Here is an 18,966-nt window from a genome sequence, read left to right as displayed (position 1 = left end):
TAACCGGTTACAGATAATTTATCACACCTTTGAATGCGTTTGCAAGTTTTTTTCTTACTTCGCCTGACACGTTGGACAAAAATACAATCTTCTTGATCCAGCTTTCACTTTTTGAATTTCTGTTCCATCGATTCGGCACGCCTCCCCTTCTCGGTTAAAAACCCAATGTCGGTACTGAGGCCGCTTTTGTCCCTTCTCCTTCAACTTCATCGCTAATTTAAGATCATTTGTAATCCCGTTATGTTCATAGGATTGGTGAACGAGTTTCACGGTAGCTTCAGCCGCTTTTGTTAACTGCCGCTCTGAGCAATCGATTGGACGTAAATCCGGATGAATACCTGCTAGAAAGAGAATTTCACTTCTTAAATAGTTACCAATACCACCAATAAAAGACTGATCTAGCAAAAGGGAAGTCCACTTTTTCTTATGGAAAGCTTTTGATTCAAAGCGCTCCTTCAATTGTTCCGCACTTACTTCTTCACTCAGTAAATCAGGTCCTACTTTCGCAATAAAAGGGTGGAGAGGCACTTCTTCATCACGAAGCACTTCAATATCTGATGCGCTATATAGAAGGGCAGACTTCTTCTCATTATGAAGGGCTAGACGTAGCTGACGATTCGTTTTTGGATAATTGTAGGCGTTCCGTATCACCCATTTCCCATAGAGCTGATTATGCGAGTAGATCGTATACCCATTATCAAATCGAATCAGCATCGCCTTTCCTTTCGTATCTACCCTCGTTACCTGTGCACCGCTTAAGAGAGATTCATATCCTTTTAGCTGTTCAAAAGCAAAGAAAACGTCCATAACGCGTCCTTTTTGTAATGCTTTTTCTACATTGTCTGCAGCTCTTCTAATTTCAGGACCTTCAGGCATTATCGATGACCTTCTTTCTTCATTGTTAGATAATCGTTTAGTTGCATCAATGATATTAATGATTTAGGGGGGATTTTCCCTAACTTTATGTGAATGAAACGAACGAAGGGGCTCTGCAGTGCAGAGCCCCTTCGTTCAAAACTTTTTGGTTATCCACCGATTGTCTTTCGGATCCCCAGTACTTTTTCAAGCTCTGATTTCTTTTGATTTTCAACAAGAATATAAAGTACATCGTTCACTTTTATTTTCGTATCTCCTGAAGGTGCGATCAATTCATCTCGGCGAATAATTGCACTAACGAGCACTTTATCTGGAAATGATATATCGGATAACTCTTTTCCAATTAATTTAGAAGATGGCCTAATGGTATAAGGAATCATCTCGGCGTTAACCGTTGTTGATGATACGAGTTCTAATGAATGAGAAGGCACATGAACTTCAGGGCCAGTTAGCCCTAATTTTTTCCCTATAAGAGGAATAGTAGCGCCTTGTACAAGGGCAGAAGTGAGGACAATAAAGAAAATGAGGTTAAAGAATAGCTGGCTATTTTCTAGTCCTTCTAACAGCGGAAAAGTCGCTAACACAATTGGCACGGCGCCTCGTAATCCGGCCCAAGAAAGAAAGGTTTTTTCTTTAATAGTGAACTTAAACGGAATACTTGAAAGAAAAACAGCAATTGGACGAGCAATTACAATCAAAATAAACGAGAGCGCTAGTCCTTTTAAAACAATCCAGGTTGAGAATAGTTCTGAAGGATTGACAAGGAGACCTAGCATAATAAACATTAAGATTTGCATCATCCAAGCGATTCCATCATGGAAGCGGAAAATCGTTTGACCATATGGAAGACTTTTCGTATTACCAAGTACAAGGGCAGCAGCATAAACAGCAAGCAGTCCGCTTGCGTTGACTAAATCTGTTGCACTATATGTAATTAAGGCAATCGCAATTGAAAAGACAGGGTATAACCCGTTTGAACCTAACTCGATATTCTTCATCGCCCATGAGGCCGCGTAGCCAAACAAGACACCTAGTAGTAGTCCAGCGCCCATTTGCCAGAAGAACGACAGGATGACGGATGCACCAAAGGCAGTCTCGCCAATAGCAAGCTGTAATAACGTAAGCGTTAAAAACATAGCCATTGGATCATTCGAGCCTGACTCTGCTTCAAGGGTCGATTGCAACTTCCGCTTAATGTTCTTCCCTTTCAAAACGGCAAAGACCGCCGCTGCATCTGTTGAACCTACAATCGCACCTAAGAGTAGCGCTTCATTCCAATTCACATCCAAAATCATTTTGGCAGCAACACCAAATAACCCTGAAGTGATAAGAACGCCTACTGTTGCGAGAGATAATGAAATAGGAAGAACGGCTTTCGTACGACGCCATTCTGTTTGTAAGCCACCATCAAACAAGATCAGCACGAGAGCTAATATACCAAGTGACTGTGTAAGTGAAGCATTATCAAAATAAATATATCCGAGTCCATCGCTTCCTGTAATCATTCCCACGATAATAAACAAGACAAGTGCTGGGACACCTAACCGGGAAGAAAATTTGGCCATCAGGACTCCACCGATTAAAAAGATGGCGCTGAATAAGATTACTGCATTCGTATCCATTGATCTTCCTCCCTTCTATAAATTTACATCAATCTTCAGTTTCGGAATTTGCTCAGAATTTATACCGATATATTTTAATGTTTCACTTCTCGTCGCATGTCCATAAATTTTCTGAATGAGAGACACGGCTACTCCCTGTTGAAACGCATGATAACCAAACGTTTTTCTTAAACTATGAAAGCTGATTGGATGCTCAAGTCCGGCATCTTTTCCCGCTTGAGATAAAATGCGATGAACCTGCTGTCTTGTAATTGGATGAGAAGGATCTTTTTTCGTATGAAAAAGGTAAAAGTTATCATTTGAAGAATGCTCATTCACATAAAGCGTAAGAGCGCGTTTCACTTCTGAATTGAGGTAGATATCTGTTGTTTCGGTAATAGAGGATTCTAAGAATTCATTGTACGATCCATCCTTCATCACATGATTGAGAGTGAGATGCAACAGTGGGGTTAAACGAAGTCCTGTATTAATACTGAAAATAAACAGTAAGTAATCGCGCTTCGATCGCTTTATTAGAGCTTTTTTTAATATCTCAATCTGTTTTGTACTTTGAATCGCTCCAACAGAATTCACTTTTATCACTTCCTTTATGTGACTCAATTATATCACAGCATAGGTTATGTCACTATTGATATGCTTTCATACGAAAAGGCTATTCTATGATAAAAAGGATTTCCGGGCTTTTTCGTAGTATAATTAATTATGGAAGAATTCGAATAAAGGAGGGCCATTAATGGAACTTACAAATTGGTTTGATAGGGGCATGTCCATGCAACAATACATTCATAGTATGGACGAACATCGAGAAGATTTATTAACCATTTATAATCATGTTACTCTCGGAAAAGATGACCTTGAATTTCTTCATTCTCTTCAATCTGAAAAGCTCCGTGCTCTTGTCCTAACAGCTGACTGGTGCGGTGATGCAATGGTTAACCTCCCTATTTTTATGCGCATGGCTGATGAAGCTTTAATTGAAAGTGCATACTTTATTCGTGACAATCACCTTGAACTGATGGATCAATACTTAACAAATGGAACAGCAAGATCGATTCCGATTATTGTATTGATTGATTCAGAAGGCCGTGAAGTTGGAAAATGGGGGCCACGTGCTCCAGAAGTCCAAGCCTATGTGGATCGAGCAAAACAATCACTTCCACCAAAGGGCGATCCAAACTTTAAGAAGGCGTTCCTCTCATTTATTAATGAAACCACAGAACGATTTACAACGGATCATGACATGTGGAAGCACATCAAGGACGACATGCTAGCTATGCTAAGTCAATCAGTGACCGTTACAAAATAATACAAAAAAGCCCGGCAAATGTGCCGGGCTTTTTACATGATTATAAAACATTTCCTATGATTCACGAATGTTGACAGTTACCAACAGTCGGATTAGACTTGAGTGTATAGATTTTTCCTAAAGGCAAAAAATATGATGATAGGAAAATATAGATAGATTCTTAGAAGGAGAGTTTACTCATGGGTGATTGGATTGTTGGATTAAGCCCTGTCTCACAGGCATTCCTTTTTACGATGTTTACATGGGGCGCCACTGCACTTGGAGCATCATTTGTATTTTTCACAAGAACTGTTAATCAAAAAGTCTTTGATGGCATGCTTGCATTTGCGGGAGGCGTTATGATCGCAGCAAGCTTTTGGTCCCTGCTTAGCCCTGGGATAGAGATGGCCGAACAACAGGGAGTACCTGGGTATATTCCGGCAGTTGTTGGTTTTCTATTAGGAGGGTTTTTCCTTCTTCTCGTTGATCGTATCTTGCCACATATTAATGAAGATTTGTATTTTAAAGACATTAAAGATAAAAAAGCAAAACACCGTACCGCAATGCTTGTTTTCTCCATTACAATGCACAACATTCCTGAAGGTCTTGCTATTGGTGTCGCATTCGGTGCTGTAGCTGCAGAGTTTTCGAGCTCAACACTTGCCGGTGCTATTGCACTTGCGATCGGAATTGGAATTCAAAACATTCCTGAAGGTACCGCCGTCTCTGTACCACTTCGAGGTGACGGTATGTCTAAAGCGAAAAGCTTTTTCTACGGACAGCTATCAGGAGTTGTTGAGCCTATTTCAGCTGTTGTTGGGGCACTTGCTGTCATTTACATTCAACCCCTCTTACCGTATGCGCTGAGTTTTGCAGCTGGTGCGATGATTTTCGTAGTAGCAAAAGAAATCATTCCTGGTTCTCAAGAGAAAGGGAATGTTCAAATTGCTTCCATGTCACTTATGATTGGTTTTTCCGTCATGATGGTTCTCGATGTAGCACTTGGCTAGTCCGCATACGAAAGGCGCGTTCCTCGGAGGAACGCGCCTTTTTTCTTCTACACACGATTAAGATTACCTTTAAAAAGCATAGCGAAAGAGTCCATAATATAGTGGTAGGAGCATCAAAATTGAGAATACGACTGTTGTAGCTTTCACTGTTTTCTCACTCAATCCCTCAATCGCTTCATCACTTTGATCGATATAAATCACAAATAGGAGATCCCACACGATTCCGACGACGAAAACAATTTTCCATAGTAGAGTTGGTCCGATACTTATATTCGTTACATATCCAAATAAACCAGTCCATGTCATACATGAAACGATAAAATCAACTTTCATCGCTATTGTTTTATATTTCCCTTTTAATAGAAACCCTATCGCTGGGGCTCCTAATATTCCAAGATACGTAATCCATAATAGATCTGACATTCTCAATCCTCTTTCTTTCACAACTTCGTGAAATTAACTCTATCTTCCTATTTTTCAAGCACACCCTCACTACTAGTCTACAAGAATAAGAGACAAGATAGATACATGAAAAAAACTTTTCTATTGAATAACTTGTTAAGAAGATTGTTTTTTTCGATGTTCTTTCTTCTCTTTCGTTGCTTCAGCTACTTTTTTCAATAATGTTTGCTCTCGCTTCCTATTTGCTACTCTTACTTCTTTTCGTAGCGATTTAAAAAGGTTCACGCACATGATGAGTAAGATCACCGTAAATGGTAAAGCTGCCACAAGAGAAGCCGTCTGAAGCCCCTGTAGACCGCTACTAATAATTAAGACCGCGGTAATGGCGGCAATCAACGTGCCCCATACAAGCTTTGAGAAAAGAGAAGGATTTAAGTCACCATCTGAGGTCATCATCCCGAGAACAAACGTAGCTGAATCAGCGGAAGTAACAAGAAAAACACAGATTAGAAACAGTGACAAGATGGATAGCACTTGAGTGAGTGGAAATTGCTCTAATGTCACAAATAAAGCACTGGTTACATCATTATTTACAGCGTCTGCAATGGCTGTCCCTTGAAACAAGTCCAAATGAAAAGCCGCTCCACCAAATACGGCTATCCATACCATCGCAATGAATGGAGGAACAATCAATACGCCAAAAATCATCTCACGAATGGTTCGTCCTTTTGAAACGCGAGCAACGAAAGCGCCAATAAAAGGTGACCACGCAATGACCCACGCCCAATAGAAAACGGTCCATTCCTTCACCCATGATCCTCCTTGATATGGCGTCATAAAGAAGCTCATCTCAATAAACTTCTGAATGTATCCTCCTAGCGCAAGCGTAAAGCTTTCAAGAATAAATACCGTTGGCCCAAGGAAAAGAATAAACAGCATCAGTAGAAGAGCAAGGGCAAGATTTAAATTACTCAAATACTTGATACCTTTGTTTAGTCCCGTTGTCGAAGAAACCATATATAAGAGAAAAAGAATTGCAGTAATAGCGATTTGAACCATACCATTTTGAGGAAGTCCATACATATAATCTAATCCGCCGTTAATCTGCAAGATGCCAAAGCCAAGCGATGTGGCTACACCCATTACGGTTGCAATAACAGCAAGGATATTGATCACTTTTTTCCATGATGATTTTTTATTCGCATTCGAGCCACTTGAAATTGTTTCACTGATCAAACTTCTGCGACCTTTTCGATACTGGAAATATGCCATCACAAGACCGACAACTGTAAATACAGACCACTGGTGAATGCCCCAATGGAAAAATGAATACCGCATCGCAAGCTTTGCTGCTTGCTCCGTCTCACCTTCTACCCCAAAACCAGTGGGAGGGTTTGCGAAATGCGTCATCGGCTCTGCGACACCCCAGAAGACAAGACCAACCCCAAAACCTGCACTAAACAACATGCCAATCCATGTAAAAAAGGGATATTCTGGTTTCTCCTCATCATCACCTAAGCGAATTTTTCCATACTTACTAATCGCAAGATAGAAACAAAACAGCACAAAGAAAATGACGGCCAATAAATAAAACCAGCCAAATGCATTCGTTGTAAACGAATAGACTGAACTCGCTACAGATGAGAAGGATTGAGGAACAAGAGCTCCCCATATGACGAGCACGAATATGACTAAGCCCGAAATCCAAAATACTGAATTTCCTTTTTGATTTTTCTTTTCTTTCATACACCTCTCCTTTCAGATTGAAAGTCATATTTCATCAACTCTCAATCAAGATTAATCCATTTTTCTATGTCTATCTTGTACCCAACTAGCTATGAAACTAACCAACTTTTCCCTTTTATCAGGCTTCACAAAAAAAAGCCTACTTTTATCACCTAAGCAGGCTCACTCATTTGCTGGACGTTTACATTATAGGTCCAGATGGATATGTTGTTTTGGAAGCGTCGGACGTTCAACTTTAAAATCGGGATCACCAAATTCCATCGATTCAAGAATTTGTTCTTCTGAAAATCCAGTCATTTGAGATATCCTCCGAACATCTACTTTCTTTTTAGACAAGCGCTTGGAATGTTCAATCGCCATTTTTGTTTGGTGTTGCACGACCGAGTATCGGTGCGTACAACTTCCGATCGATTGTTTCAATTCTTCATACCCCTTCCATTATTGAATAACCCACAGAAATCTCAGGGGGTTCGATATGGTCCTGTTACCCTCTCATTCATAAACTAAACTAGGTCTTATGGCCGTTGCTTGCACATTTTTTATCTAGTCTATTCATCATTATTAGTTTGTGCCAGGACGCGTACGAATCGACACTCGCCTCCAATCTCCTTAACAAAATTTAGTCTAAATGGTTTGCTAGAATACGGGAAGATTTGCTATGGTAAAGTTCTGACTAAAAAGGGGGAAATACTAGATGAAATTAAAGCAAATGCTTTTATTGCTAGTCTTACTTGGAGTACTAGCAGCATGTGGCAACAATAATGCGAAAGAAGAGGAACAAACGACATGGGGAGAAATTCAGGATAAGGGAACAATTGAAGTGGCAACATCTGGCACCCTTTACCCAACTTCTTATCACGAGCAAGAAACGAACGACTTAACTGGTTTCGACGTTGAAATCGTGAAAGAAATGGCTAACCGTCTGGATTTAAAAGTTGAATTTGTTGAAATGGGCTTTGATGGAATGTTGACGGCTGTACAAACGGGAAAAGTTGACATGGCCGCTAACGATATTGGCATTACAGAAGAGCGTAAAGAGAAATTCGCCCTTTCTACCCCATACAAACATTCTTACGGAACAGCGATCGTACGAGCTGATGACCTTTCTGGGATTGACTCCATTAACGATTTGGAAGGCAAAAAAGCAGCTGGGGCTGCGACAACAAACTTTATGAAGCTTGCCAAAGAAAAAGGCGCTGAAGAAGTCATCTACGATAACGCTACAAATGAACAGTACCTTCGTGACGTTGATAATGGCAGAACGGATGTTATTTTAAATGATGTCTATTTACAGCGATTGGCTCTAGCAGCCTTCCCTGAACTTGACCTTACCATTCACCCTGATATTCAGTACATGCCGAGTGAAGGTGGACTATTGATGAACAAAGAAAACGAAGAACTCATTTCAAAGGTGAATAGCGTTATTGAAGAAATGCTCGAAGACGGCACAATCCGTGACCTCTCAAAGACATTCTTTAACGATGCAGATGTAACAGAACTTCCGGAAGATATTGAATTTCAAAAATAACTTAACCGATTTTTTCTTCGTTTAAGATCAGTCTTTTAATGAAAAAAGCCGTTCTCCAACTAGTTGGAGAACGGCTTTTAGTTATTAAACAGCTTTTGCGTTAATTTCTACGTCAATATTGCCTCGTGTTGCCTTAGAGTAAGGACATACTTTGTGAGCTTCTTCTGCTAACATTTCTGCGTCTTCCTGGCTAACACCTTTAATTTCTACAGTAAGGGCTGCGCCAATTTTGAAGCCATTATCTGCTTCATCTTTCAACAAGCTAACGTCTGCTGTGATTTTTGAATCAATGTCCATTTTTTTCTTCGATGCCACAAGGTTTAATGCACCATCATAGCAAGCGGCATAAGCAGCAGCAAACAGTTGCTCAGGGTTTGAGCCTGTTTCGCTTGATTTCTCTGTTGGCATAACAAGATTTAAATCAATTAAACCGTCGGAAGATTTAACTTGTCCATTACGTCCGCCTTCTGCAGTTGCTTGTGAAGTAAACATTACATTACTCATTGAATATCAGCTCCTTCTAATTTGCATACAACTGAAATGTCCCCTTTTTTTACCTGTTTTAAACATTCATAGTGCCAATGAATGTTTTTTTCAAATACAGATTGAATTTTTCTTTTGATAAGTGTATTATTTATAATAGAACACTTGTTCTTATTTTGGAGGGGGAGATATTTTTGCAAGCAACTGCACTTCTCATTATCGATGTTCAAAACCGTATGTTTCAACGCGGAGCATCCGTCTATCATGATGCAAAACTTCTATATAATCTAAAAAAACTGATCGCATCTGCTAAATCGAAACACTTGCCCGTCTTCTACATTCAACACGAGTCCAAAGGAATAGACCTACAGCTTCATAGCGAAAACTGGAAGCTTCATCCTTTTCTAACTGTTGAAAAAGACGATTTCGTGATTCAGAAAAAGACACCCGATTCCTTTTACGAAACAACGCTTGAAGAAAACCTCCATAACAAAGGGATCAAAACCTTACTCATCGCCGGCATTCAAACCGAAGTTTGTATCGATACAACATGCCGAAGTGCCCATTCTAAAGGCTTTTCTACACATTTAATTGAAGATGCACATAGTACCTGGGATACGCCGATTTTAAAGGCTTCACAAATGATTCAACATCATAATCATACGCTTCAATGGTTTGCAAACACCATCTCAACTGATCAATTTGTAGACAGGCTTCACTAGGTTCAATGTTGATTAGTTTTGTTTCTATTAGCATTCCATTCATCTACAATGAATAAAAGGTCAATCAGCGAATAGATGTAGTCTATCCCCATCTCTACGATTTCCTTATCTCGTTTTTTCCATATCGCTTTCATACCTACGTCTTTCGCACCTTTTATGTCGTTAATGAGATGATCTCCTACGAAAACTGCTTCATGAGCTTCTAAACCGATACGTTCAAGTGCTCGTCGAAATATCGTTTTCTCAGGTTTTTTTACTCCTTCCTTCTCTGAAATAACAATGGTATCAAAATACGCTTCAATTCCAAGAGCACGAATATTGCTTAATTGAAATTCCGTTCTTCCATTTGTAATGATGCCAAGTTTGTAGCCCCTTTTTTTCAACGCCTCAAGCATTTCAAACATGCCTGGAAAAGGGTGACAATGCTGTTTAAAATAAAGAAGGTAATCATCTAAAAGCTCTACAGAAGATAACGGTAATTGATATTCCTCTACTAACCGCTCATAGACGCGATCTTTCCACGTGTATCCGTTGTTATCAAGTTCAATGAAGCGAGAGCAATAAGTATCTCCTTCTACTCTTGCCAAATAAGGTTCGTAGCGATTATATTGGTCGCGAATAAAAGATTCTACTGATTTTTTTCGATTTAAAAGTGTTTCATCTAGGTCAAAGAGAATTCCTTTTATCATCCTTCTTAATTCCTTTCATTGTTTGCTCACACTTCTCTCTTCACTTCTGTTATAGAGCTTGTATTTCCTTCCAAAACAAAGAGATCGTGAGTCAGACTCACGATCTCCATAAAATTATTTATTCTCAGCATCTTCTTCGTTTACTTGCTCACTGCTTGAATTCTCTTCATCTACAAGCTCATCGTTCGGTTTAGGTTTTTGTTCATCCTTCGTTTGAACTTTCTTAATCCCATTCTCCTCTTTTTTATCTTCTTTTACTTCATTATCCTCTTTTTGAGCAGGTTCTTTTTCTTTTTCTTTCTCTTTCTCCACTCTCTCATTTTTTGACCCCTTCATTGTAAAGTGCCAAATGTCAGACGTTGTTTTCCCCCCAAACTGATCAGATGCAGTGGCATACCAGTAATACGTTTCACCTTTAGCAAGTTTCTTCCATTTTGCTTCAGCAATGCCTCCACTCCTTACCCTTTGATCTGAACCGATTTTTTCTTCCGTATAAACATTTACTTCAAAATAATCAGTCGCTACACGTTTCACTTGTGGCTCTAGATTAAGATCAATCGTAAATTCATCTTTTCCTGGGTATTGCTCATTATCATAGAAGTTATAATCATCTAAGTAAGGAGAATACGTGTTCATATAGATTCGATTATTCGCAACATCGACGTGTAACAAACGTAAATAACCCTGCCCGCCTTCTGGTCCTCCCTGGTAGTCTGCAAGAATTTGATACACGTTTCGATCTGCTGTTCCATCACCATCGTCGTCAATTTCATCTACTAATAACTCACTGTCATGGTAATGGCCTGATAACGTTGCAACAACGTTCTTATTTGGCACAACGACCTTTTCATAGATTTTATCTGCAAGAGGGCTTCGGTTTCCTGAAACAAGCAAATATTCATGGAAAGAAAGAATGGCCATTCGATCAGGATACTGATCTAAAACAGCATTCATCCAATCAATTTCTTCCTGCTCAATTCCCCAGCCCATATAAAGCATCAGATAGTCATTGCCATTTTCAGAGATAAGATCATAGTGTCCTTTGTTATCTTGATAAGACTCTCCATAATAATCTCGACCGTTAAAGCGCGACTCTCCAAAATACTTCGAAAAGGCTGTATAGTCACCGGTTTTGTTATCAACATCATGATTACCTGCTAAAACGCCGTAACGAATGCCGGCATCATCAAGCACATTCATACTTGCATCTGCATTGTTCCACTGGTAGACTTTATCCGCTTCATCCACTAAATCTCCCGTATGGAAAACATATTTAATTTTCATTTCTTCTTGCTGATCTTTAATCCACTCGGTTTGCTTTTGATAAATATACGGATAGCTTTCAGAATAATATTGCGTATCGCTCATCCAAACAAACGTATAATCATACTGATCACGATTTTCTGGAATTTCATCTTGAACAAGGACCGTCACTTTTTGGTCTTTTACATAATCTTTAGCTATGACAGACCCTTCAAGCGTGAAATCTCCTTCTGGAGCGATCTGCTGCACTATCGGATCCCAGTTTTCTTGATTATGGTTCCAGGCATACATCGATACTTTTCTTCCTTCTAATGACTTCCCTTTCCAATGAAGAGCAATACGATCACGATCCTGAACCGACTCTTCTACCTCAACATCAAAACGGTGATAAGGGAATTGAGTCGTCGAATCAGTGGTCATATACTGTTGATCTTCTTTCGAAATAAGCTGAACCTCGTTGTCAGTGATTGCTTTCTCCCCTTCAGGTTTAAAAACGCCAGGTGGTTCTGTATCCACTGTGTTCGCATGGACGCTAATATTATTATCTCCAGCGGAATATTGATAGCCTTTATAAAAATCAACGTCTAACTCGTCATTAGTAGGATCTTCCACAAGCACTTTTAGCTTAGGATTTCCAGTTACATTTCCTTCCCCATTCTCTGGCGAAATGACTTCAGGTTTTTCAGGCTGTTCTTCTACTACTGTAAATGGAACCTTTTCTTCTGCTTTGTTTCCAGCTACATCATATCCTGTAAACACAGCAACGTGCTCACCAGCCTCAAGGTCAACAGAAGATGTCTCATAAGGCAATTCGACTGTTTCTCCATCAAGTGTGGCAGTTAGCTTTTCCATCCCAGATGTTTTATCAACAAGCTCTGCATCAATCGTAAACTTCCCTTTATATTCTTTTGTTTTAATCGTCGGAAGGATCGTTGGAGCTGTATTATCGACAAGAACTGTTTTTTCTACGCTCCCTTTCTTTGGATCGTAAACCTGAATGGTATGCAAACCGTCCCTAGACTTCCTTGTATCCCACTGGTAAGCAAGAGAAGAAAAGAGGTCTTCAGAAAGAGTAAAGTTAAAATCAACTACAGGAGTAGCTCCGCCCCCATCTCCAATTGTAAGTTCCTGTTCTAAGTTCATATAAGCCTCGTCTTGAATTATTGTGCCATCACTCATGACAAGTCGAATATTCTTCACATAGAAATCATCACGGTTTTCTTCTGAATTGTCGTCAAATGGTGATACTTTCGTTCCAGAACGTATGCTAATCGTATTTTGGTTCCCTATTTCAAGCTGACTGGATTGGATCGGAACCGATAGCGTCATGTAGCGATTGATTGTATCATCAAAAATAAGAAGCGCTTCTTCTCCCATCGTTACGCCATTTTGGAAAAAGAGATTTGTTTTCTTCACATCAAATGCAAAATACGCTTCGTTTTCTAGTGCTTTAAACGTGTTTGTTGGCTCTTCCCCATCGATTTTTAGAAGGAGATCATCTGGTGTCGCTCCATCTGCCGCGCCTTTTATGATTTCCTTTCCAGAGAGAATATCGCCATCTTTTACATTTAATCGAACGGCCTCCTTCACTGGCTGTTCAATCTCAATCTTTTTTACCTCACTTTTGATACGGTTCGTTCCATCAGATACTTCCGTATAATACTCAATTCCATTTCTACCAATTAAATCGGGTGAATAAATGGTGTGATGATAGAATGTATCGTCAAAGTCTTCTTTTAAATACACTTTGCGGAAGTTCTCTTCACTCTCATGCTTATAGAAAAGTACTACTGTCTTCACAAGGTGATTATCCTTTGCATCAAAGATTAGTTCGATATTTTCCGTTTGCTTCACTTTCTCAAAATCATGTAGCGCTTCAATAGAAGGCGGTTCGCTATCTTCTTCTACTTTGATTAAATCAGCTGGTACCTGACCTGGTAACACATTACCTGGAGAAGCTGGCTCAGTAGCACTACTGATTTTCCTTGAAATTTGTGCACCATCTGTTGGATACGTATAAAGTATCCCTTTATTTGCAGCGGTATCATCAATGCCGACCTGATCGTTATAATTACCAATCGAAATCTCTTTACCCGTATTCGTTGCAACAAGAATTCCTCGGGCACTGCTATTGGACATGCCATTTGACTCTATCTTTACAATAGATTCATTTTCAACTAACTCTGATCCGTAATTCTTGTTAAAATCAGCAACCGTTTCATTTTGATTGGCTGAATTGATAATCCAAAAAACCATTGATTCACCTGAAGGAATGGTGACATCTTCTTTTTGAGGTGACCAAATCAAATCTGCTTCTGGACCATCCATCGGATACCGATACTGGATTTTATAATCCTGGAAGTTAATTGCTTGATCTGTCGTATTGTATACTTCAATGAATTCATAACCATCCGCACCATTGACATTCGTTGAATCAGGAACAACTTCAGTAATGAGTAACTCTGGTAATTTCGTTTGATCAATTTCTGGACGATCAACATGTACGTTATACTCTTCCGATGTAACCTCATGCTTTCCATCATTTGCTTTAATTGTATAGTAAAGTGTGTCGGACCAAAGCTTATTAGAAGGAATAACAGCCGAGTAAACATCACCTTCTCCCAGCTCCATAGGAATGGTGACAGGCTCCATTTTTTCATCTAAACGATAGGATAAAACAGCCGATTGAACACCGGTATCGTCTTTTATTTCCGCGGAAATTGTCAGATCTTGATTTTCAATCGGTACCGGAACTTCGTGCGTGATTACCGGCGGCTCATTTTTTAACGCTTCTTCTATTTTTACTGTAAACGGCTCACCGGCATGAGCAGGATGGTTCTTTGTATATTGAGCTGTTTCTACTTTTATGTAGTAAGTCATTTCCTTTGAAAAAGCAAAATTGTCTTTGGAGATAACGGCTTCGTATACCCCTCCATAAGGTTCTGAAGGATCTTCTACTTTCTTCATTTGAACTTCAACAGGTTCTTCTAATTGAGATGCCTGATAAACAAGCGAAACGTGTTGCAATTCGGTTTCCGCTGTAATTCCAGCCCTAATTGTCATATCTTCATTACCACTTTGCGTTGTCAGTGCATCATGAGTAATAGCAACATTCGATAACGGTTGCGGACTAAGTGGAACCTGGGACTCCTCAACACTTCCTGGTGTTGGCGCTTGTTTTGCTTGATAAATCAACATCTCTTTATCCCCAATAGGATATTGATAATGGACGCTCAAATCCTCAGCTGCCTGATCACCAGCATAAGAAGCACGAAGCATTTCATTTCCTTGTCGATCAAGGAGAACAACCCCTCGATTTCCGCCGTTTGAAAAACCACTAAATTCTTCTCCGCCAAGACTAATCACTTGATCTTGAAGCTTCGTCACTCCATAGTGATTTTCAAAATCAACAATGGTTTTTCCACTTTTGTTATACCATAGCACCTTCGTTTCACCTGGATCGATGACAGCTGGTTCTACAGTAAATTTTTTATCTTCAGCGCTCCCATCTGTATACCGGTAAAGGAATTCATAGTCATTTAAATAGAGCGGCTGATTTGTATTGTTGTAGACCTCGACATACTCATAATCTTCCGCTCCTTTAATATTGGGTGATATTTCTGTAATAAGAAGCGGATAAAACCCAACTTCCTCCGCTTGTACTGAGTTTTCTAGATTTGTTGAAAACAGCATCGAACATAACAGGCATGCAATCATTCCTACACTGACTAATTTAAAACCTTTATTCCTTTTCATTTCATCCCCCTCATTCGTTCATTGTGGACCCCCTCTCTTATAGTAGAGTTAAACTATTAATGGGTTGTTTTTAAATTGTAAAATTAGGATAAATTTTCCGAATCTATTTACTTTTTGAATTCCTTATGTAAAATTGAGAGTTAGCATCCAAAAAGGGGGAAAAAACCAATTGATTAGACGATTAACAGAAAAAGACCATCACCAATGCCTTTCCTTGCTAACGCCGCATGCAGCTGAAAATTTGTTTATACTAGGAGACATTGAAGCCTACGGTTATGATCAACCATTCCAAAAGCTGTGGGGAGATTTCTCTGAAGACGGAACATTACGAGCTGTTCTATTAAAATATGAAAGAAACTATATCCCCTTTGCTCCTGCCGAATTTGATGCGGAAGGTTTTGCAAAGGGGATTTCAAATGATACAAACTTCCTAATGATGTCGGGTTTGAAGAGAGTGACCAATCAAATTCAGCCAAACATCTCCCATCCCCCTCATTCAAGTCGAGAACTATTCTATGCAAAGTGTGAAAGCGTGGAGCAGCTTTCCCTAAAGAACATAGAAGAAGTGAAAAAAGCAGATTTAAATGATCTGAATAAAATTCATTCCCTACATAATAAAATTGATGAATTTGATGCCACCGAAACCGTAGAGGAAAAACAACGTAATCAAGAGAAAGGCGTATCGAGAACCTACTATATTGAAAGGGACAGCCAGCCTGTATCAGCCGCCTCTACAGCAGCAGAAAACTCTCAATCCGCCATGGTTGTGGGCGTGTGCACTTTACCAGACTATAAACGAAACGGTTATGCTACAACATGTACGAGTAAGTTATGTTTCGACGTTCTACAAGAAGGGAAAGTGCTTTGTCTTTTCTATGATAATCCTGATGCAGGTGCGATATATAAACGGATTGGATTTCAGGATATTGAAAAATGGATGATGATCCGTTTTGAAACTGAAACATCTATGACGTGAAGAAAACGATCCCTCTCTATACGGATCGTTTTCTTCACGTCTGGAATTAATTCAATTTCTATTCAACTACTTTATTCCTTTTGACAAGTTTGGAGTTATACGATTTTGTCATGAGCTAGTCACATGTCAATCTAATATCCACTTGAGATCACCGCCTAACTTTCTTACTATTAAAGTGTTGATCGAGTTTACAAGATTCGATTTTTGGTCATACTGTACACTTAGAAAATCGTTTAGTGGATAATGGAAGGAAGGAAGAATGAAATGAAAAAATTAGGGTCGTTAGTTTCTATTCTTAGCATGGCGATTGTTCTCGCGGCATGCGGACAGGATAATGCAAATGAATCTGATAATAATTCAACAGCTGAAGAGACGCAAGTTGAGACGCTTGAAGTTGCACTTGATACTCCTGAAAAAGTAGAAAAAGGTGAAAAGGTTACATTCTCTGTCACGGTTACACAAGGAGAAGAAAAGGTAGACGATGCAGATGAAGTGATGTTCGAAGTATGGAAAGAGGGCGCTAAAGAAGAGAGTGAAATGATCGAAGCTTCTCATGATGGCGATGGCGTGTATTCGGCTGAACAGCAACTTGATGAAGCCGGAAAATATTTTGTTCAATCTCATGTAACTGCTCGAGATCTACATACGATGCCGAAAAATGAGATCATGGTAGGTTCTGAAGAAGAAGCCGCTTCTGAAAGTCATGAACACGAGCATGAACATGAAAGCGCCGTATCCATTCATCTCATGAAGCCTGAAGAAATGAAAGCCAATGAAGAGGTTATGTTAATGGCACACCTGCAAAAAGACGATGCCGCTTTAACAGGTGCTGACGTTCGTTATGAAATTTCGAAAGTGGAGGAAGAAAAAGCTGAGTGGATTGACGCTGAAGAAATGAAAGACGGCGAATACGAAGCCACAACTTCGTTTAAAGAAGCTGGTGATTACACAGTTACCATTCATGTCGAGAATGACGAAGGACTTCATGAACATACAGAAGAAAACCTAACAATCACAGAATAACGCAAAGGCTCTCCCTTTAACTTGAAAGGGAGAGCCTTTTATTAGTTTAATTTGATCTTCTTAAATTTTCGTTTCCCTACTTGAACGACGAGTCCATCTTTTACTGTCACTTCTTCGTTAACATTCGTGACTTTCGTCTCATTCAGTTTTATGCCGCCATTTTTCACCATTCGTCTCGCTTCACTCGTTGAGGATAACATGTCGAGCGAAACGAGTAGATTCGGCACTGAGATTGAGCGCTCACCTTCCCATATCACTTCCTCAATATCGGTTGGAAGCTGCTTTTGCTGAAACACTTGCTGAAATTGCGCTTCCGCACTTTGAGAAGCTGTTTCTCCATGAAACATGCGAACTATGGTTTTGGCGAGATTCATTTTAGCCGTTCTAGGATGAATCTCATTTTGTTCAATTTCCTGTCGAACCGATAGCTTTTCATCAAGAGATAAGTCCGTAATGAGTTCCGTATACTTTATAACTAGCTCATCCGGAATGGACATCGCTTTTCCATACATTTCGGATGGCTTCTCAGTTATTCCGATGTAGTTCCCTTTTGATTTAGACATTTTCTCAATTCCATCTAACCCTTCAAGCAGCGGCATCATTAACACAACTTGCTTCTCTTTCCCAAACTGTTCCTGAAGGTGACGCCCCATGAGAACGTTGAAATATTGATCGTTTCCACCAAGTTCAATATCACTTTCCAAATGAACAGAGTCATAGCCCTGCATGAGTGGGTAAAAGAATTCATGAAGAGAAACAGGTTTATTCGCCTTCATTCGATTTTCAAAGTCGTCACGTTCAAGTAGACGAGCAACTGTAATTTTTCCGGCGAGTTCAATTACATCTTCAAATTTTAATTCAGAAAGCCACTTTGAATTATAGTGAAGCTCTACCTTGCTTTGATCCAGAACTTTTCCAAACTGCTCAAGGTAAGTCTTTGCATTTCTTTCTACTTCTTCGTCAGTAAGCTGCACTCTTGCCGTAGACTTTCCTGTCGGATCACCAATTTTTCCGGTGAAATCTCCAATAATCAGTTGGATAATGTGACCATTTTCTTGAAACTGTCTTAATTTATTTAACACAACGGTGTGTCCAATATGAACATCGGGCGCTGAAGGATCAAGACCCAATTTAACTTTAAGCGGCTTATTTTTTAGAAGTGAAGTAGCGATTTTCTCCTTAAGCTCCTCTCCAGGAATGACTTGACTCGTTCCATGGGTATAGACCGCATATTGCCTTTCCATTTCCTTTCTTTGTTCTGCTGATAACTGATCCATGCTCCTGTTCATTCCTGTCGACCTCCTAATAAGTAAAATTTGATAATATAAAAAGCCACGCCCCTATAATAAATAGGGACGTGGCTTAACACGCGATACCACCCTGATTGAAGAAATAAATTCTTCCGGCTCGATTTGGATAACGGTTCTCCCGTTCCTGACTAGTAGGATCACTCCGTTCGTCAAGAAAGCTCTGAGGGGTAATTCACGGCTATGCTGTACCAGTTCACACCACCCACTGGTTCTCTGCCACTACTGATCATAACGCGCTACTGCTTCCTCTTCACAGCTTTTGATTATTCCGATAC

16 protein-coding genes and 1 other annotated feature are annotated in these 18,966 nt (G+C 39.7%); of the genes, 6 read left to right on the top strand and 10 right to left on the bottom strand.

Annotation, left to right across the window (positions count from 1 at the left end):
• Window positions 1-54: 54 nt before the first annotated feature.
• The 3 genes from nei to PQ578_RS19365 all read right to left on the bottom strand — a co-directional run bounded on the left by nei (window position 55) and on the right by PQ578_RS19365 (window position 3,071).
• Window positions 55-876 carry an endonuclease VIII gene (nei, locus tag PQ578_RS19375; protein WP_273836166.1) on the bottom strand — a complete coding sequence of 274 codons (822 nt, stop codon included), beginning with the start codon at window positions 874-876 and terminating at the stop codon, window positions 55-57.
• Between the two features lie 149 nt (window positions 877-1,025).
• Window positions 1,026-2,498 (bottom strand): potassium/proton antiporter, encoded by a 1,473-nt coding sequence (locus PQ578_RS19370; protein WP_273836164.1) that lies wholly within the window; start codon window positions 2,496-2,498, stop codon window positions 1,026-1,028.
• A gap of 15 nt (window positions 2,499-2,513) precedes the next feature.
• The gene (locus PQ578_RS19365; RefSeq protein WP_273836163.1) at window positions 2,514-3,071 is read right to left on the bottom strand and encodes a tyrosine-type recombinase/integrase; all 558 of its coding nucleotides are present in this window, start codon (window positions 3,069-3,071) and stop codon (window positions 2,514-2,516) included.
• A gap of 160 nt (window positions 3,072-3,231) precedes the next feature.
• Here PQ578_RS19365 and PQ578_RS19360 point away from each other — a divergent pair, with 160 nt between their 5' ends.
• Both PQ578_RS19360 and PQ578_RS19355 read left to right on the top strand, forming a co-directional pair.
• Entirely contained in the window at window positions 3,232-3,804 is a 573-nt protein-coding gene (locus PQ578_RS19360) for a thioredoxin family protein (protein WP_273836162.1), read from the top strand.
• A 179-nt stretch (window positions 3,805-3,983) separates the two neighbouring features.
• A complete protein-coding gene (locus PQ578_RS19355) occupies window positions 3,984-4,793 on the top strand; it encodes a ZIP family metal transporter (RefSeq protein ID WP_098442420.1) in 810 nt (269 codons plus the stop codon).
• 69 nt (window positions 4,794-4,862) lie between these two features.
• Here PQ578_RS19355 and PQ578_RS19350 read toward each other — a convergent pair whose 3' ends face one another.
• The 3 genes from PQ578_RS19350 to PQ578_RS19340 all read right to left on the bottom strand — a co-directional run bounded on the left by PQ578_RS19350 (window position 4,863) and on the right by PQ578_RS19340 (window position 7,361).
• A complete protein-coding gene (locus tag PQ578_RS19350) occupies window positions 4,863-5,216 on the bottom strand; it encodes a hypothetical protein (RefSeq protein WP_273836161.1) in 354 nt (117 codons plus the stop codon).
• Window positions 5,217-5,351: 135 nt separating this feature from the next.
• Window positions 5,352-6,941, bottom strand: coding sequence for a BCCT family transporter (locus PQ578_RS19345; RefSeq protein WP_273836158.1), 1,590 nt, complete (start codon window positions 6,939-6,941; stop codon window positions 5,352-5,354).
• Window positions 6,942-7,127: 186 nt separating this feature from the next.
• Window positions 7,128-7,361: a hypothetical protein gene (locus PQ578_RS19340; RefSeq protein ID WP_273836157.1), complete on the bottom strand. Its 234-nt coding sequence runs from the start codon at window positions 7,359-7,361 to the stop codon at window positions 7,128-7,130.
• A gap of 274 nt (window positions 7,362-7,635) precedes the next feature.
• On the opposite strand from PQ578_RS19340, the gene PQ578_RS19335 reads away from it, so the two are divergent.
• Entirely contained in the window at window positions 7,636-8,469 is an 834-nt protein-coding gene (locus PQ578_RS19335; RefSeq protein WP_273836156.1) for a transporter substrate-binding domain-containing protein, read from the top strand.
• A gap of 84 nt (window positions 8,470-8,553) precedes the next feature.
• On the opposite strand, the gene PQ578_RS19330 is transcribed toward PQ578_RS19335, so the two are convergent.
• A complete protein-coding gene (locus PQ578_RS19330; RefSeq protein ID WP_224883089.1) occupies window positions 8,554-8,973 on the bottom strand; it encodes an organic hydroperoxide resistance protein in 420 nt (139 codons plus the stop codon).
• A gap of 173 nt (window positions 8,974-9,146) precedes the next feature.
• Between PQ578_RS19330 and PQ578_RS19325 the strand changes: the two genes are divergently transcribed.
• Window positions 9,147-9,674 (top strand): cysteine hydrolase family protein, encoded by a 528-nt coding sequence (locus tag PQ578_RS19325; protein ID WP_273836155.1) that lies wholly within the window; start codon window positions 9,147-9,149, stop codon window positions 9,672-9,674.
• Between the two features lie 2 nt (window positions 9,675-9,676).
• Here the strand turns inward: PQ578_RS19325 and PQ578_RS19320 are convergent, their stop codons facing one another.
• Both PQ578_RS19320 and PQ578_RS19315 read right to left on the bottom strand, forming a co-directional pair.
• Window positions 9,677-10,363 (bottom strand): HAD family hydrolase, encoded by a 687-nt coding sequence (locus PQ578_RS19320; RefSeq protein WP_273836154.1) that lies wholly within the window; start codon window positions 10,361-10,363, stop codon window positions 9,677-9,679.
• 114 nt (window positions 10,364-10,477) lie between these two features.
• A complete protein-coding gene (locus PQ578_RS19315) occupies window positions 10,478-15,382 on the bottom strand; it encodes a lamin tail domain-containing metallophosphoesterase family protein (protein WP_273836153.1) in 4,905 nt (1,634 codons plus the stop codon).
• Window positions 15,383-15,551: 169 nt separating this feature from the next.
• On the opposite strand from PQ578_RS19315, the gene PQ578_RS19310 reads away from it, so the two are divergent.
• Together PQ578_RS19310 and PQ578_RS19305 are read left to right on the top strand one after the other, a co-directional pair.
• Window positions 15,552-16,358: a GNAT family N-acetyltransferase gene (locus PQ578_RS19310; protein ID WP_273836152.1), complete on the top strand. Its 807-nt coding sequence runs from the start codon at window positions 15,552-15,554 to the stop codon at window positions 16,356-16,358.
• 264 nt (window positions 16,359-16,622) lie between these two features.
• Window positions 16,623-17,381 carry a FixH family protein gene (locus tag PQ578_RS19305; RefSeq protein WP_273836151.1) on the top strand — a complete coding sequence of 253 codons (759 nt, stop codon included), beginning with the start codon at window positions 16,623-16,625 and terminating at the stop codon, window positions 17,379-17,381.
• Between the two features lie 41 nt (window positions 17,382-17,422).
• Here PQ578_RS19305 and tyrS read toward each other — a convergent pair whose 3' ends face one another.
• Window positions 17,423-18,670, bottom strand: coding sequence for a tyrosine--tRNA ligase (gene tyrS, locus PQ578_RS19300; protein WP_273836150.1), 1,248 nt, complete (start codon window positions 18,668-18,670; stop codon window positions 17,423-17,425).
• A gap of 59 nt (window positions 18,671-18,729) precedes the next feature.
• Window positions 18,730-18,954 (bottom strand) — a binding site (T-box leader).
• Window positions 18,955-18,966: the final 12 nt, after the last annotated feature.

This window comes from Guptibacillus sedimenti (genome assembly GCF_028610665.1).
Classification (GTDB): domain Bacteria; phylum Bacillota; class Bacilli; order Bacillales; family Guptibacillaceae; genus Guptibacillus; species Guptibacillus sedimenti.
The sequence above is the reverse complement of the archived record's forward strand: the minus strand, read 5'-3'. Positions and strand labels throughout refer to the sequence as shown.